Raw genomic sequence first — 15,835 nt, 5'->3', positions numbered from 1 at the left:
CCTGCCCCGTGTAGTTTGCGGGGCATTTTTTTCGTCTCAACCTTTTCGTCTTGACCTTTATTTATCAACAAGTATGCAGCGGGAATAAGCGTGCATATTTAGCACGATGAAACGCTCCATGCCAGCGTCACAATTCATCAGATCAATTATTTCAACACGATTGCAACAAGAAAGTATTTACTTGCTTTCAATATCAACGCAGCAATAATATCGATGCGCCCGCATTGCATTTCTTGCATCGTGAAGTTCGGTGTGCAACGCATCGCTGGCAACAGGAAGGCCGCTCCGGAAGACCCATCACCGCTTACCACAACGACACACTTCTACCAGTCGCGAAAGGACTACGCATGAGAACGAAGCCTTTGCGCTTGCCGTACCACGGCAAGCCACGCCAGCCGCACGCTGCTCCGCTGAAGAAAGGATCGCTCGCGCTGTGCATCGCGCTGGCGCTGGTTGCCGGCACCCCATCCGTGCTGGCGGCGCAGGTCGGTCCGGTCCAGGTGCAGAACCAGCGCGCAGCCGCATTCTGGCAAGACGTGACGGTGCCGGCTGCCACGACGACCGCGCGTACCGGCGGCGCCAGAACCCCGGCCCTGCAACTGCGCCGGGTGCGCGCCGCTAGTCTCGACCTGGCCGGTATCCGTGGCGTTGCCCGCGAAGCGCCGATGGCGCGCAGCGGCGACCTGTCGGCGAGCAGCCTGACCATTTCGCTGCCCCATCCGGACGGCGGCTACCAGCGCTTCACGCTCGAAGAGTCCCCGATCATGGAACCGGGCCTGGCGGCCAGGCACCCCGACATCAAGACCTACCGCGGCAAGGGCGTCGACGATCCAGGCGCCACGCTGCGCATGGACATCACCCAGCTCGGCCTGCATGCGTCGGTCCGTTCGCCGGGCGGCAGCTGGTATGTCGATCCCTACTATCGGAATGACACCAGCGTCTACGCCAGCTACACGCGCGCCGACCTGATCAACCCGCGTGGTCCGCTGATCGAGGGCACCATCGAGCCGCAGCTGAGCCTGTCACGCTCGTTCTACCAGGAAGGCGACAGCGTCGTGGTCACCGGCGCCGGCTTTACGCCGGGCGCGAGCGTCAGCCTGAACATCGCGGCCGACGGCGATGGCGTGGCGCTGCAGAGCGTCACGGCCACTGCCGACAAGTCCGGCGCGATCAGCGTCACGCTGCCGGCCGCTGCCACGCGCCAGGGCGCCTTCGACATTACCGCCAACGACGGCCGCAACAGCACCAGCGCACCCTACCGCGTGGTCGACGCCGGCATGGCGGCCAATGCCGTCGTCGGCAGCGCGCTGCGCACCTACCGCCTGGCGCTGGTGACCGACCCGAGCTACGCGAACTACTTCGGTGCCGCCAACGTCACGGCCGCGAAGGTCACGCTGATCAACCGCGTGACCCAGGTCTACGAAGACGAGACCTCGATCAGCCTGGTGCTGATCGACGCAACCGATGCGCTCAACCTGAATACGTCGGCCGAGATGACCACCACCAACGGCCCCTGCGGCGGCGCAGCCTGCTTCACGCCGACCCAGGCAAGCGGCTGTTCGGGCAGCACCCTGACCCGTAACCGGATCGTCACGGGCCTGCTGGCGGGCGCGAGCAACTTTGACGTCGGCCACATCGCCTTCGGACTGGACGGCGGCGGCGTCGCCAGCCTGGGCGTCGTGGGTGGCAGTGGCAAGGCGCAGGGTTGCACCGGCATCCCCACGCCGACGGGCGACTTCTTCGCCGTCGACTACGTCGCGCACGAGCTGGGTCACCAGTTCTCGGGCAACCACACATTCAACGGCACGGTAGGCAGCTGCAGTGGCGGCAACCGCAACGGCGGCACCTCGGTCGAGCCGGGCAGTGGCTCGTCGATCATGGCGTACGCCGGCATCTGCGGCACCGATAACCTGCAGCCGCACAGCGACCCGTACTGGTCGCAGCGCAGCTTCGACGAGATCGTGGCTTACACGTCGGGCGCTGATTTCGCGATCAACGAAGTGCAGGTCGGCGCCCTGACCGGCTTTACCGACGACGGCCAGCAGTTCCGGCTGAGCTTTAACGGCAACCTGTCGGCCCCGATCGTGCGCGGCACCAACTTCACCACCACCGGCATCAAGGCGGCCATCGAAGGCATCACCGGCTGGCCAGCCGGCGGCACCGTGACGGTCAGCGCGCTGAGCGATACGGGATTCACCGTTACCTTCGGCGGCGCGCTCGCCGGCACCGACGTGCCGTCACTGGCGGTGAGCAACGTCCTCGGTGGCGGAAACGGCTTCATCGGTGAAGTCGCGCGCGGCGGGCTGACCAACCGCGGCGGCAGCGTGGCGGGCACGACCAATTCGGCGCCGAGCGTCACCGTGGCCCCGACCTTCACGATCCCGGTACGCACGCCATTCGCCCTGACCGGCAGCGCTGTCGATGGCGACGACGATACCGTGACGTATATGTGGGAGCAGAATGACCGGGGCGGCAGCGCCGGCACCTCGCTGATCGATAACGTCAAGCTCAACGGCCCGCTGTTCCGCCAGTTCAGCACGCGCGCCATCGTGACCGCTGCCGGTACGCTCGAGTACGGATCGCCAGGCCAGAACCAGGTGACCACCGATCCGACCCGCGTGTTCCCGGACATGCCGCAAATCCTGGCCAACAACACCAACGCCGTCACCGGCGCCTGCCCGACGGCCAGTACACCGCTGACGGCTGCGCAGATCGACTGCTACTCGGAGTTCCTGCCAACCGCCGCCTATGTGGGCCTGGCCGGGACCAATGCCGCGCCGCCGTCGCTGAACTTCAAGCTGACAGCGCGTGACGGCCGTGGCGGCGTCAACAGCGCCACCACGACGCTGGTGCTGGCGCCGGCGGCCGGCCCGTTCCTGGTCACGTCGCCCAACACGGCGGCTACCATCAACGCCGGCCCGCAGACCGTGACCTGGAGCGTGGCCAACACCAATGCAGCGCCGGTGAACACTGCCAACGTGAAGATCACGCTGTCGACTGACGGCGGCGCGACCTGGCCACACCTGCTGGCGGCCAGCGTGCCGAACACAGGCAGCGCCAACGTCACGTTCCCGGCACTGCCGACAATGCAGGGCCGCATCAAGGTCGAGGGGGTGGGCAATGTGTTCTTCGACGTCTCGGACGCCAACTTCACGCTGGCGAACGCGCCGGTCGTGGGTGACGTGACCGGTGACGGCGTGGTCGATTGCGCCGACGTGGCGGTGGTGCGTGCTGCGCTGAACAAGCGCACCGGTCAGGCCGGTTTTGATCCGCGCGCCGACGTGAACAGCGACGGCATCGTCAATATCCGCGACCTGAACGTCGTCACGCAGCGCGTGCCCGCCGGCACGGTCTGCACCTGATCCGAACGGCGGGCCGGCTCACCGTAGCCGGCCTGCCAGCACCATTGATTGCATTCTCAACTTTAGGATCACACCATGAGCAAATGGAAGCACTTCCTCGCCGCCGTCCTGCTGGGCGCCAGCACCCAGGCCTGGGCCGCCCCCATCCTGTCGTTCTCCACCGGTCCGGCCGCGCAGGTCGGCACGACCGTTACCTATAACATCGCGATCAACGATATCGCTGACCTGTACGCGTACCAGTTCTCGATCAACTACGATGCGCGCTACCTGCGCGCACTGAACGTGACCGAAGGCGCCTTCCTGGGCACGGCGGGCAGCACGGTCAGCGGCGTTCTGGGCATGGAACCGGGCTTCATCGACTTCGTCTACGGCAGCCTGCTCGGCCCGATCCCGGGCGCCTCGGGCAGCGGCCTGCTGGCCAGCATCACCTTTGAAGCGATTGCTGCGGGAACGTCCGCGCTGTCGTTTGCCGACGTGATCTTCCTCGACCGGGCTGGCAATGACATTGCCGGCTTGAGCGCACTGGCGGGTGAAGGCGTCGTGCTCGCGGAACCGGGCGGACCGGTCGATGTGCCGGAACCGGCCAGCGTCCTGCTGTTCGGCGCCGGCCTGGCGGGTGCTGCCGCGCTGCGTCGCCGCCGCCCGGGCGCTCGCGCGTAATCAGCAACGAGCAACGAGCAACGGGCACAAGCAAACAGGCCTGCACCGCGGTCACGCGGTGCAGGCCTGTTTTCATCGACATCTCTGTCGTTACGCCAATGCTTCCTTGGCCGCCTCTTCAGGCGTGAGCGAATCGTAGAACTGGTCGGTGAACCATTCGATTTCTTCCTCGATATGGTCCTGCGCCTGCCGTACGGTAGCGCCGCCCGCGACTAAAAACCCCTCGACCTCGATACACCAGTTGACGAACGCCAGCGTTTCTTCGTCGAGTTCTTCTTCCTTCTTGGCCATGGCAAATCCCCGTATCACGTTACCGCCGGTCGGCGCGACCGGCGTTGGCGTGATTCTACCGTAGCCGGTCAGCGCTCGGTGGCCACTTCCGGCATCAGGCGATTCATGACGCTGTAGTTGATTGCCGTCCACCACTCCGAGCCTTCGCCGGTCAGCGCCGCTTCGGACTGTGCAATCGCCTCGTGGTCATTGCTGACCAGATAATCCTCGACATCGTTCAGTGACGCAAACGACAGGATCGACACGGCGTCAATCTTGCTGCCTTCCGGGTCCTTCTGGGTCGAGCCGATATTGAGCAGCACCGCGTAGCGCTTCACAAACTCGGTCGTCGCCGACTGGGCCATGACCAGTGGCGCGTGCTCGTCCAGCAGGCGGCGCTGGAATTCTTCGCGTGACAGGTCCGGGTTGCGCATGTGGATCTTGACAAGGCTGACCGGGTCACGGTGACGCGCGCTCGGGATCAGGATGTATTCGCGCGTGATTTCACGCGTGACCATCCGAAACGCGACCTGCTCGTCGGCGATGATCCGCTCGGCAAACTTCTCCTGGCCCAGCACGCGTTCGATATCGTCCTGCTCGGCATACGTGATGTAAGCCAGACCATCCCAGCGCGGGCGCCCGTACGGCGGCACGCACTTCTCGGGTTCCGCCGGCAGCTTGCCGTCGTCGCCGATCATCGCGCGGTACGGTGGCGGGAAGAACGACGACGGGCCCGATGCAATACGGTGCACCTGGTCGTAGCGCAACACATGCTCGGACGAACTGCCCGGCTCATCCCACGCAAATTTCGGGCCGTGCACCTTGCGCCAGTATTCGTCCCAGTGCTCGAAGGCCAGGTTTTCATTGCCTTCCAGCGCCAGTGCGCCGGGACGCCAGTTCGGCAGATGCACCTCGTTGCCGTGCTTGCTTTTGGCCGAGCCTGCATCTTGCGGACGCTCGCTGCGCGGCGTGCTGTCGACGCGGCTGACAAAGGTCGCCGTGACGATCAATGGATGCGAAATCGGCTCGCGGGTCTGGCCCATCGGTGGGCGCTGCAGGTTGTCGCTACGGTCGAAATCTATGGTCATGACATTCCTTTTTCTTGATCGTGCGTTAAAAGACAATGGTAAAAATCAGTCCGCGTGAAACAGCGGCAGCACATGCTCCGCCAGTTCGGCCAGCGCATCCTGCGCGGGCCGGCGCAGCGGCTTCAGGTTCAGTGCCACATGGCTCACGCCTTGTTCCTGCTGATGGTAGAACAGCTCGATGAGTGCATGGCGGCCGGTACGAATGCCGTTGCGCACGAAGCGCATGGGTTCATGCGGGTCTTCGGCCAGGTCGAACATCGTGCCGTAACCGTACGGGCGTACCCACTGCCCCGGCTCGTGGCTGGCGCGCCATGCTTCGATCAGTTGCGGCAGGCGGGCGAAGTCGCTCAGGTGCCAGATCCAGCCGTCACTGTGGCGGGCGATCCACGCCATCTCCTGGCGCGCACGGCCAACGACAATCATCGGCAGGCGCGACGCCGCCGGCTTGGGCACCAGATCAATGCCGCCATCGAGGTTGCCGTAGTGGGCCGTGCGCGCGTGCGGAAAGTCCTGTTCGGTGACGGTCTTGATCAGGCCGAACGCTTCGCGAAAACGCTCGCCGCGGTTATCGAAATCCAGGCCAAACGCCGGATATTCCACGGGCCGGTCGCCCGTCGACAGGCCCAGCACCAGGCGCCCGCCCAGCAACTGGTCGACTGACACGGCTTGCTTGGCCACGATCAACGGCTCGCGCAGTGTCGCCACGATGCCAGCGGTGCCCAGGGCGATGCGGCTCGTGTGCGCTGCCAGAAAGCCCATGTACACCATCGGATCAAGCACCTGGCCGGTGTCGCCGAAGTTCGGGTCGTAGAACGGCACGTCGCGCAGCCACAGGGTGGAAAAGCCGGCCTCGTCGGCCACGCGCGCCATCGCCTGGTGATTGGCCAGCGTCGGGAACGGTGAATCCGGATAGCCTTCGAGCGGCATGATGAAGCCGAAGGTCAGCTTGCCTGGCTTGAAGATGCGCTGGTAGCCGGCGTGGGTTGCCAGTGCGGCCGGCAACGGGCCAATGGGTGCGAGTGTCATGGTCGTTACGCCTTGGCCGCTGGCGTCATACGCGCGACCAGGCCAGTGGCCAGTGCAGCCAGCACGGCAATGCCCGCCGCCACATATCCGACATTGCCCGCGCCCCAGTTGGCCACTGCAACGCCACCGATCACGGCGCCCAGCGCAATGCCGCCATTGGCCGCCGAGACATTGATGGTGCCAGCCAGCGCCTGGGCGCCGGTTGCCGCCTTCATCACGCGGATCTGGCAAATCGGATACAGCGCCGTATTGGCAATGCCCCACACGCCCAGTGCGATGGCAAACCCGATGCTCAGGCCCGCAAACAGCATCGACGCCGCCATGCCGCCTGCCAGCACGAGGCTGAAGATGGCGGTGGTGGCCAGCGGTTTCTGGTCGACCCACAGGCCACCCAGCCAGTTACCGATCAGGCCAACCGCGCCAAAGCCCATCAGCCACCAGCCCACCTGCGCGGGGGCGACGCCAGCGGATTTTTCCAGCGTCTCGGCCAGATAGGTGTAGCCCGTGAACATGGCGGTGAACACCAGGATCGACAGCGCGACGTTGGCCATGAAGAACGGACTTTTCAGAATCTTGGCCTGTTCACGCATGGCGACCGGCTGCGATGCGCGCACCGTCGGCATGCTGAAGAACATGAGCACGGCAACCAGCAGCGACAGCGCAGCCAGCAGGCCGAACGCACCGCGCCAGCCGATCGCATCGGCTGCCAGTGTCCCGAGCGGAATACCAAACAGCATCGCGGCCGATATGCCGAGATACACGGTCGAGACAGCGCGGCCGGCTTTTTCCGGCCCGGCAATCTGGGCTGCGGTATCGCTCGCCGTACCCCAGAACACGGGCAGCGCCAGCGCCGGCAGCAGGCGCGCCAGCGCCAGCACCCAGATGTTTTGTGCGACCGCCGCCAGCGCATTGGTTGCCGCGAACAGCACCAGCACGGCGATGAACAATTTCTTGCGGTCGACGTTGGCCAGCCACGCCGTCAGGAACGGGCCGCACACCATGACGACCACGGCAAACAGCGTGACCAGCTGGCCGGCAGTCGCCACAGTGATGGACAGGTCGCGCGCCAGGGCCGGCAGCAGGCCGACAATCAGGAATTCGGTGGTCACGATGACGAACGCCGCGATGGCAAGAATCGTGATGGACAGCGCGCCCCCGGTGGCCTGGGGCTTGTCTGTCATCGTATCGACGGTAGTAGCAGATAGATTGGGCATTGCGTGGAACTCCAGTAAATAGTTGACGATCATGATATAAAAGATAAAAATTCCTGTGTTGGATAAGAATTCGCGCATCATGTGGAATAAATTTCCAGGAATAAGCCAATGACCCCTGCAGAACGCCTGAAAGGCCTCGAAACCTTCGTCGCCGTCGCCGATGCCGGCAGTTTTACGGCAGCCGCTGACCGGCTCAACCTGACCAATTCGGCCGTCGGCAAGGCGATCGCCCGGCTCGAAGGACGACTGGGGCGGCCACTGTTCGACCGCACCACGCGCAAGCTCGAAATGACGGACGCCGGCAACGTCTTCTACAAAGTCTGCGTGCGCGTGCTGGACGAGCTCGAAGCGGCCGAGCGGCTGCTGGCGCACGACCATATCGCCCCGTCGGGCCGCTTGCGCGTGGACATGCCAGCCACCTTCGGCCGCCTGCACGCCGTGCGGTCGCTGCTGGCGTTTGCCGAGCAATACCCGCAGGTGCAGCCGCATGTGTCGTTCACCGACCGCTTCGTCGATCCGGTCGAGGATGGCCTGGACGTGGTCGTGCGCATCGGCGGCTCGGACACCTGGCCGGCGGCGCTGTGCTACCGGCATCTGGGTGACGAAGAACTTGTCTTCTGCGCGTCGCCCGCCTACCTGGCGCGGCACGGCGCACCGACGACGCTGGACGGGTTACTGCAGCACGACGCCGTGCTGTACGGCCGCGCCGACGGCAGCACGAGTCCGTGGCTGATCAAGGATGGCGCCCTGCCGCTGGCGCGCCAGCACGTGAAGGGGCGCATCGTGCTGGGACAGGCCGAGGCCGAGGTCACGGCCGTGGAGATGGGATTGGGGATCGCGCAGCTGGCAACCTGGCTCGTCGAGCAGCAGCTGCGCGATGGCAGCCTGGTGAAAATCCTGCCGGAGCTGGCCACATCCGGCCTGCCGCTGTATCTGGTGTGGCAGCGCAGCCGCCAGCATGCGCCCAAGGTGACGGCCCTGATCGCCCACTTCGCGCAGACGCTGACCATCCGGCCTGCAGCGGCCGGCGCAGCGGACGCGCTAGCGCCGCAGCCGGTCGCGCCAGCCTGACGGGGTCACGCCGACACAGCCCTTGAAGCGCCGGGTCAGGTGACTCTGGTCGGCAAAGCCGCACTCCAGCGCCACCGCCGCCAGCGGCATCCCGCCCCGGATCAGCGTGCAGGCGTGGGCCATGCGCACCGAATTGAGGTACACGTGCGGCGGCGTGTGGTACGCCGCGCTGAACGCGCGCGTGAGATGCGTGCGCGACATGCCGGCCACGACCGCGAGGTCGGCCACCGTGATATCGCGCTGGAAGTACGTGCGGATGTAGTCCCTGACCTGCGCCATGCGCGCATCGGCGACAAATGCGCCGCTGCGCACGGCGGACGCCCCGGGACGCTCGCCATGGCGCGCCAGCATCGTGCCCAGAAACGCACGCAGCATCGTTTCCGCCCGCAGTGACTCGGCCGGTGTCGCCAGCAGGCTGCCGGACAGCCGCGCAAACGCCGCAGCCATCCGGTGGTCGGTCACGCAGGGTGTGGTGAAATAGCGGCCGGTGGCGCGCTCGCCCTCGGGCGCGATGCAGCTCGCAACGAAATCGTCGGGCACATACCAGATCGCATAGCGAAAGCCGTCGGCGGTGCCGGCGCTGCCATCGTGGTCTTCATCCGGATTGAACAGGACGAAGTCGCCCACCTGGCTGTCGTACTGCGCGCCCTTGCAGCGAAACCTCTGCACCCCGGAGGTGGTCATGCCGATGGCGAAACCATCGTGGCTGTGGCGCTCGAACGCGTGATCGGTGAAGATTGCCCGCATCAGCGTGACGCCATTGGCCAGCGCCGAAAAGGTGGCGTCGTTGACGGGCCGGGCGGGTGCGGGGTGCATGCGACAATTGTACAAGACCCCACGACTCCCGCAGGCGCACCATACCGTTTTCATTCACGGAGAACGCATGAGCGCCGCAATCGACCTGGCCAGCAAACTGGCCACTTTTACCGAAGCCTGGCAACCGCGGACGGTCAGCCGGTTCAACGGTCACGACGTCATGGTCGCCAAGTTGCGTGGTGAATACCACTGGCACGTGCACGACGATTCGGACGATTTTTTCCTGGTGCTCGCCGGCAGTCTGGAGATCGATCTCGACGACGGCACGACCGTGACGCTGGCACCGGGCCAGCTGTATGTGGTGCCGCAAGGCGTGCGGCACCGGCCCCGCGCGCCCCTCGAAGCGCACATCGTGCTGATCGAGCGCACCGGCATTCCCAACAGCGGCGACCTCGCCACGGCGGCCCCGCGCCGCGTGATCTAGCGTCCATACAGAACAGGCCGGATTTCCATTTTGTGTTAAAAATAAGGCAACTGAATCAATCTTGTATTCGGTTGAACAACGTATCGAACAACACAACTTGCTTAGGACTTACCATGAAATCTACCAGCCTGCTTTCTTCCGCCCTGATTGGCGCCGTCGCCAGCGCCCGCTCGATGACCCCGATGGCCACCCTTGCCGCCGCACGCCTGGCCGGCCGCCAGACGTCGGGCAACCTGGTCCTGCTGGACCGCCCGTTGTTCAAGTACGGCGCCCTGGCCATGGGCGCGGGTGAACTGTACGGCGACAAGATGAAGTCGGCGCCGGACCGCACCGTGTTCCTGGGCCTGCTGGCACGCGTTGCGAGCGCCGGCATCGCCGGTGCCGCGCTGGCACCGGAAGGTCGTGAAAAGGCAGGCGCTGCTGTTGCTGTCGCGACCGCCGTACCGCTGGCGTATGCCACGCTGGCCGCCCGCAAGCAGGCAATGGCCAAGATGGGCCAGACCCGCAGCGGCCTGATCGAAGACGCGCTGATCGTCGCGGCAGGTGTTGCCGTGGTGGCGCTGGCAACGCGCGCCGCACGCGATTACTGATGTGTTCGGGCCGGCGTCAGCCGCCGGCCCGCTTTGCCCGATGGCCGAGTTTGGCCAGCGCCTGCAGGACAGTATCGCAATGGTCGCCCTGTACTTCGATCACACCGTCCTTGACGGTGCCGCCTGCGCCGCAGGCAGTGCGTAATTGTTTGCCGAGCACGGCCAGTGCCATGGGGTCGAGCGCCACACCCTTGACGAGCGTGACGCTCTTGCCGCCCCGCCCCTTGCTCTGCAACGACACGCGCACATTGCCATCGCCGACCGGCGCGGCATTGGCCGCTGTCTTGCACGTGCACTGCGCGGCAGGCTGGCGACAGGTCGGGCACATGCGGCCCGTTTCCGTGGAATAGACGAGACCGCCGTTCGAACTGCGCATCGTGATCAGTCCAGGCGCTTGAGGCGCTGCCCCATGATGCCCCAACGGCAATCGACGCCGTCGACCCGGCCGACCAGCGCCCAGCCAGTGCCGATCTTTTCGACGGTGACGGGGCTCTCGATTTCCTTCGCAAGCTTTTCGGCCCAGCCACTGGCGGCGCCCTGCCCCTTGAAGAGTTCCTTGCCGTCGTAAATCACGGTTGCATCGAAGACGGACATGGCGAATATGGTCATTGCTTCCTCTGGACTTCTGAACGAAAGCAGCATCCTACCATCGGTCACCGTGGCGGGCCGAGCTTGCGCAGCAGGTAGTCCGGCATGGCGTGAGCCACCACGGCGGGCTGCCCAATGCCCTGGTGAAGGTATTAAGCTCGAGTCCGTGTCCAAATGTCAGACCTGACCCCGGCTGTTCTGGCGACTGACGAGCGCCCACACGGGCGCGTCAGCGCAGCACGGCCAATTTGGCTTTCTTGCCTTTGCGGAAGGTGTAGATCGTCATTGCGGCGTCGCGCAAATCGCCTTTCTGATCAAAGGCGATGCTGCCAGTAACACCCTCGTGTTTGATAGCGGCGAGCGTTGGGAGGAACCTGGCCGGATCGCTTGAATTTGCGGTCTGCATTGCTTTCGCAAATACCATCACTGCATCGTAAGCATAGGGCGCGTACGTCTGCACGGGGAGCTTGTAGCGCTGCTGGTAACGCTGCGTGAACGCATTCAGGCCCGCTTCCTGCGCAGCGCCAACGCCGCCCGCCACGACGCAGTACACCTTGTCGTCGACCAGTGCGTCACCGGCCAGCAGTGGCATTTTTTCCGAGCAGACGCCGTCGCCCGAAATGAGCTTGGCGCGCAAGCCGAGCGCCTTCATCTGTTTCAGCATCGGCCCGGCCACCGCATCCATGCCGCCATAAAAAATCACATCCGGATCGCGCGCGCGGATCTGGGTCAGGATGGCGCTGAAATCGGTTGCCTTGTCGGTCGTGAACTGGCGGCTCACGACGCTCCCGCCTGCCCCCGCCTTCTTGACGCCCTTGACGAATTCGTCCGCCAGGCCCTGGCCGAAGGCAGTGCGGTCGTCGATCACGGCAATCTTCTTTGCTTTCAGGGTGCCGACCGTATAGGTGGCCAGCGTGCGGCCGATCAGGTTGTCGTTGGCGACGACGCGAAACGCCGTCTTGAAGCCCTGGTTGGTATAGACGGGCGTCGTGGCCGCTGGCGAGATCTGTGGAATGCCGGCGTTGGCGTAGATTTTCGAGGCCGGTACTGTCGTGCCCGAATTCAGGTGCCCCACGACAGCCGCCACCTTCGCATCGACCAGCTTTTGCGCGACCGCGGTGCCGGTCCGTGGATCGCCGCCGTCGTCCTCGGGTTGCAAGACCCATTGGACCTTGCTGCCACCCAGCACGATGCCCTTCGCGTTGAGTTCATCAATCGCCATGCGCGCGCCGTTTTCGATGTCCTTCCCCGAATGGGCGGTGGGACCGGAGAGCGGCGATACGGTACCGATTTTGACTTGCAACACCTTGCCTGCAGGCTGGGCCTGGGCGAGCGGTACGGCGGCAAGGACGAGGGAGGACGCGGCGGCGAAGACAAGAATATGCATGACGGACCTTATGCTGGTGCGCCTAGCGCTGTGGCGCCATCAGGTCGAGCAGGATCGCAGTCTCGGCCTTGATGGTATTGGTGAGTGTCGGCTTCAGGTCCGGCGCCCATTGTGGCGAATGGGTACCCGGCAACGGCTTGCCGGCTTTCTTCGCTGCCTCGAGGCGGCCGGCATCGACCGCCCCCACGTGCAGCAGCAGTGCCTTGACGCCAGGCTGCTGGCCATACATGGCGAAATCCTCCGACGTCATCTTGGCCGGCATCTCCTTGACGAAGTCCGGGCCGACGGCCTTCTCGACCGCCTTGACGGCGCGTGCCACGAGTTGCGGATCGTTGACCACCGAATCGGTGCCCGTCTTGACTTCCACCAGTGGCTCTTTCGGCGCGCCGGCGGCAAGCGCCTCGCCCTTGGCTTCACGCGCAATGCTGGCCAGCACGCGCTGGCGCACTTCGGGCCGGAAGGTACGCACCGTGAGCGCGAGCTTGACCTGGTCCGGCACGATATTGGCCTGCGTGCCGCCCTGGATGCTGCCCACCGTGATGACCACCGGGTCGAGCGGATTGTTCTCGCGCGAGATCAGGGTCTGCAGCGCCATCACCAGCCGCGCCGCCATCACCACCGGGTCGCGCGTTTCGTGCGGCACGGCGCCATGGCCGCCCTGCCCGAACATCGTGATGGTGACAGTGTCGGCCGACGCGCGGAATGGCCCGGCGTGCCACATCACCGTGCCCGATGCCATCGACGCATCGTCATGCATCGACAGCGCGTAATCCGGTTTCGGGAAGCGCGTGAACAAGCCGTCCTTGAGCATGGCGGCCGCTCCCGTCAACGCTTCTTCGGACGGCTGGCCGATCAGCATCAAGGTGCCACTCCAGGCCTTGCGGTTCTCCGCCATCAGCTTTGCCGTGCCATACCAGGCGGCCATGTGCAGGTCGTGGCCACAGGCGTGCGCCACCGGCACGGTGTCGCCGGCAGCATTCTTCGTCGTGACCTTGCTGGCAAACGGCAGGCCGGTCTTTTCCAGCACCGGCAGTGCATCCATCTCGGTGCGCAGCATCACGGTCGGCCCCGGACCATTCTTGAGGATCGCCACCACGCCGGTGCCACCGACGCCGGTGGTCACCTCAAAGCCGAGCGCCTTGGCCCGTTCGGCCAGCTTGGCGGCGGTCTTGTGCTCCGCGAATCCGAGTTCGGGATTGGCGTGCAGGTCACGGTAGAAGGCTTCGAGCTTGGGAAAGTCGGCGGCCAGTTGGGTATCGAACGGCGCCGGAAGCGACGCGGCCTGCGCGGCGACCTGGGACAGGCCAGCCAGCAGGCTGGCGGCGAGGACAGTACGACGGAATGTACTGCCGAAGGTGCGTGAAAATGACATCGTGACTCGCTTCAAGAGTTGGGAAGAGGCAGTTCCAAATTCATTCTGACTGCGCGCTGGCGCGCACGAGGATGGCGGCGCGCCATCGAACTCAGGCTTGTTCCTGCTGGAACTGGGTGCGCTGGGTGCCGATTTCCTGCATGTAGCCCTCGAACTCGGCAGAGGTCTCGACGCGTCGCACGACCTGCTCATTGCTGTCGTTCACCGTGAACACGCCGCCACGTTCCAGCACGCCCAGAATGGCGGCACGAACGTTTTCAAGGGATACGTCACTGCCCGTCGTGGCCAATGCGGTCCAGGTATCCTGGTCGATCGAGACGTCGTGTTCAAGAAATTGCAGGTTGAAGACCATGGTATGTTCTATCTCTGAGGGAATGGGATTCCAACATAGCATGAACGCCGCCGCGACGCGTTTCGCCTGCAATAACAAGCTTAACAAGCGGGGTCAGGTCTGACATTCAGACACGAGCTCAACAAAAAGTCTGTTTATGGATGCCCGAATGAAGGTGGCCGGATATCACTGCCATGTCAGAACACAGTGCATTTTTTCGTGTCCGTCCTGGTGAGCCAGCAATTGCCATGACAAGGTGTGGGACCGTCGCAAACAAAGCCAAGTAGCCTGAGCAACGCTCAAGAAAAAAATATACCGTAAATCAAGAGAATCAAAAACACAGCGACTATCGACCACAACGCGGTCCGTACGACTGGATACCGTTTCGCACCGATTGGAACGAAGATATTCAAGATCAGGTCGGCCAACATACTTTTCCTTTGGTTTCTTCAGCAGCATGCTCGCAAACGTTTGCCGATCCGAAACTGATGACCGCCACGTTATTGCCAATTTTTTGACGGAAACGCGAATATGAGGATCACCCGGCCTAGCGCTGAAAAAAGGCGGTTAAGGGTGAGAAAACACATGAGGGAGACCACCCCCTGAGCGAATCCGGTGACAGGCCACGTGCCAGCGGCAATCAGCAACGGAATTGAAGTAAGCGCAGTGACAAAAGAGACCATGCCAATGAACCACCACGTCTTTTCAATAGTCAAATTCATACTCCATGAAGCCAAGTTCTCCACATCAGGCTGACAGTATCAAAAAATCCCTGACGCCCCAAAACGGCCCGAACCGACCCCAGCGCGACGAGAAAGGCAATCCCGAGGCCGGAAACGGTCATGAAAATAGCCGCCATTGCTACGAGCATATCAGGTTACCGAACTGGAAAAGTCACAGACTATTTCCACAGCCGGCGACCGTTCCAGACAGCAGAACGTCGTAGATCCTGAGGAGCTGTCCTCGCCGTGGCGATATGCCATGGATCAGCAGCGAGCCTCCCAGGCCCGCCGCCGCCCTCAATCAGTTGTGAATATACTTGGTATACACGTCGCTGAAATCGCGCTTGGTATAAGTGTCGAGCATCGCCGTATTCAACGCCGTCAGCAATTCATCGAACTGGCTGACCAACCCGCCTGCGCCGGGCGCGATATTGAGCTTGTGCACCGATGCCGTGGCGTCCAGCGTGCGCAGCGCGTTATTGCGGCACACCGCATCACGCTGCTGCTGCTTGCCGATTGAGATCAGGGCTTTGTAAATGTCCTTGAGCTGCTCGATGAACGCTTTCTTGACATCGATCGAGAACCTGGTGTCGTCCAGATTGAATTTGAGCTCGATATCCATATCGAGCGTGCCGGCCGTTTCAATGGTCACAGCGCTAATCTGGTGCGACGCGTAATCGTAGCGCTTGATCGAACGCTTCGACGAGATGGCCGAGTCGCCATCCACATGGACCAGTCCAAGATTGGTGAAGCAGTATTCGTCCTTCTTGCTTTTGATGAGAAAGAAGATCTGCTCGCCGTCTTCGGTAAACAGGTAGTCATCCGCATCGACATTACCGTAGTCAGCCGGGCTGACAATAACGCCGATATCGCTGATGCCGAGTGCTTCTGCCGCCATACGCTTGAACATGATC

The 15,835-nt window shown here is 63.7% G+C and carries 16 protein-coding genes; 5 read left to right on the top strand and 11 right to left on the bottom strand.

The features are described from left to right. The first annotated feature begins 347 nt into the window (after positions 1-347). Both AC56LN_RS05690 and AC56LN_RS05685 read left to right on the top strand, forming a co-directional pair. Positions 348-3,362, top strand: coding sequence for a M12 family metallo-peptidase (locus AC56LN_RS05690; RefSeq protein WP_499570352.1), 3,015 nt, complete (start codon positions 348-350; stop codon positions 3,360-3,362). A gap of 75 nt (positions 3,363-3,437) precedes the next feature. Further along, complete coding sequence (locus tag AC56LN_RS05685) at positions 3,438-4,022, top strand: cohesin domain-containing protein (protein ID WP_499570351.1); 585 nt, start codon at positions 3,438-3,440, stop codon at positions 4,020-4,022. A 90-nt stretch (positions 4,023-4,112) separates the two neighbouring features. Here AC56LN_RS05685 and AC56LN_RS05680 read toward each other — a convergent pair whose 3' ends face one another. The 4 genes from AC56LN_RS05680 to AC56LN_RS05665 all read right to left on the bottom strand — a co-directional run bounded on the left by AC56LN_RS05680 (position 4,113) and on the right by AC56LN_RS05665 (position 7,587). Further along, a complete protein-coding gene (locus AC56LN_RS05680) occupies positions 4,113-4,313 on the bottom strand; it encodes a globin family protein (protein ID WP_183557631.1) in 201 nt (66 codons plus the stop codon). Between the two features lie 68 nt (positions 4,314-4,381). Next, the gene (locus AC56LN_RS05675; protein ID WP_499570349.1) at positions 4,382-5,380 is read right to left on the bottom strand and encodes an EthD domain-containing protein; all 999 of its coding nucleotides are present in this window, start codon (positions 5,378-5,380) and stop codon (positions 4,382-4,384) included. 45 nt (positions 5,381-5,425) lie between these two features. Further along, on the bottom strand, positions 5,426-6,406 hold the full coding sequence (locus AC56LN_RS05670; protein ID WP_499570348.1) for an LLM class oxidoreductase: 981 nt from the start codon (positions 6,404-6,406) through the stop codon (positions 5,426-5,428). A gap of 5 nt (positions 6,407-6,411) precedes the next feature. Continuing rightward, the gene (locus AC56LN_RS05665) at positions 6,412-7,587 is read right to left on the bottom strand and encodes an MFS transporter (protein WP_499570346.1); all 1,176 of its coding nucleotides are present in this window, start codon (positions 7,585-7,587) and stop codon (positions 6,412-6,414) included. Between the two features lie 141 nt (positions 7,588-7,728). On the opposite strand from AC56LN_RS05665, the gene AC56LN_RS05660 reads away from it, so the two are divergent. Next, entirely contained in the window at positions 7,729-8,691 is a 963-nt protein-coding gene (locus AC56LN_RS05660) for a LysR family transcriptional regulator (RefSeq protein WP_499570345.1), read from the top strand. On the opposite strand, the gene AC56LN_RS05655 is transcribed toward AC56LN_RS05660, so the two are convergent. Continuing rightward, positions 8,662-9,507, bottom strand: a complete 846-nt coding sequence (locus AC56LN_RS05655) for an AraC family transcriptional regulator (RefSeq protein WP_499570344.1) — start codon at positions 9,505-9,507, stop codon at positions 8,662-8,664. The genes AC56LN_RS05660 and AC56LN_RS05655 overlap by 30 nt on opposite strands. A 67-nt stretch (positions 9,508-9,574) precedes the next feature. On the opposite strand from AC56LN_RS05655, the gene AC56LN_RS05650 reads away from it, so the two are divergent. Both AC56LN_RS05650 and AC56LN_RS05645 read left to right on the top strand, forming a co-directional pair. Then, positions 9,575-9,931, top strand: coding sequence for a cupin domain-containing protein (locus tag AC56LN_RS05650; RefSeq protein WP_499570343.1), 357 nt, complete (start codon positions 9,575-9,577; stop codon positions 9,929-9,931). A 113-nt stretch (positions 9,932-10,044) separates the two neighbouring features. Then, positions 10,045-10,521: a hypothetical protein gene (locus tag AC56LN_RS05645; protein ID WP_499570342.1), complete on the top strand. Its 477-nt coding sequence runs from the start codon at positions 10,045-10,047 to the stop codon at positions 10,519-10,521. Positions 10,522-10,537: 16 nt separating this feature from the next. Here AC56LN_RS05645 and AC56LN_RS05640 read toward each other — a convergent pair whose 3' ends face one another. The 6 genes from AC56LN_RS05640 to AC56LN_RS05615 all read right to left on the bottom strand — a co-directional run bounded on the left by AC56LN_RS05640 (position 10,538) and on the right by AC56LN_RS05615 (position 15,831). Further along, positions 10,538-10,897 (bottom strand): translation initiation factor Sui1, encoded by a 360-nt coding sequence (locus AC56LN_RS05640; RefSeq protein ID WP_499570340.1) that lies wholly within the window; start codon positions 10,895-10,897, stop codon positions 10,538-10,540. Positions 10,898-10,902: 5 nt separating this feature from the next. Then, on the bottom strand, positions 10,903-11,130 hold the full coding sequence (locus AC56LN_RS05635) for a hypothetical protein (RefSeq protein ID WP_499570338.1): 228 nt from the start codon (positions 11,128-11,130) through the stop codon (positions 10,903-10,905). Between the two features lie 208 nt (positions 11,131-11,338). After that, positions 11,339-12,496 (bottom strand): branched-chain amino acid ABC transporter substrate-binding protein, encoded by a 1,158-nt coding sequence (locus AC56LN_RS05630; RefSeq protein WP_499570337.1) that lies wholly within the window; start codon positions 12,494-12,496, stop codon positions 11,339-11,341. A 22-nt stretch (positions 12,497-12,518) separates the two neighbouring features. Further along, positions 12,519-13,868: an amidohydrolase gene (locus tag AC56LN_RS05625; protein ID WP_499570336.1), complete on the bottom strand. Its 1,350-nt coding sequence runs from the start codon at positions 13,866-13,868 to the stop codon at positions 12,519-12,521. Between the two features lie 91 nt (positions 13,869-13,959). Further along, on the bottom strand, positions 13,960-14,220 hold the full coding sequence (locus AC56LN_RS05620; protein WP_499570335.1) for a hypothetical protein: 261 nt from the start codon (positions 14,218-14,220) through the stop codon (positions 13,960-13,962). Positions 14,221-15,222: 1,002 nt separating this feature from the next. Beyond that, complete coding sequence (locus AC56LN_RS05615; RefSeq protein WP_499570334.1) at positions 15,223-15,831, bottom strand: PH domain-containing protein; 609 nt, start codon at positions 15,829-15,831, stop codon at positions 15,223-15,225. Positions 15,832-15,835: the final 4 nt, after the last annotated feature.

It is taken from the genome of Telluria sp. ZT3P26 (assembly GCF_059686035.1).
Note: the sequence above shows the minus strand (reverse complement) of the source record. Positions and strands in the feature narration are given on the sequence as shown.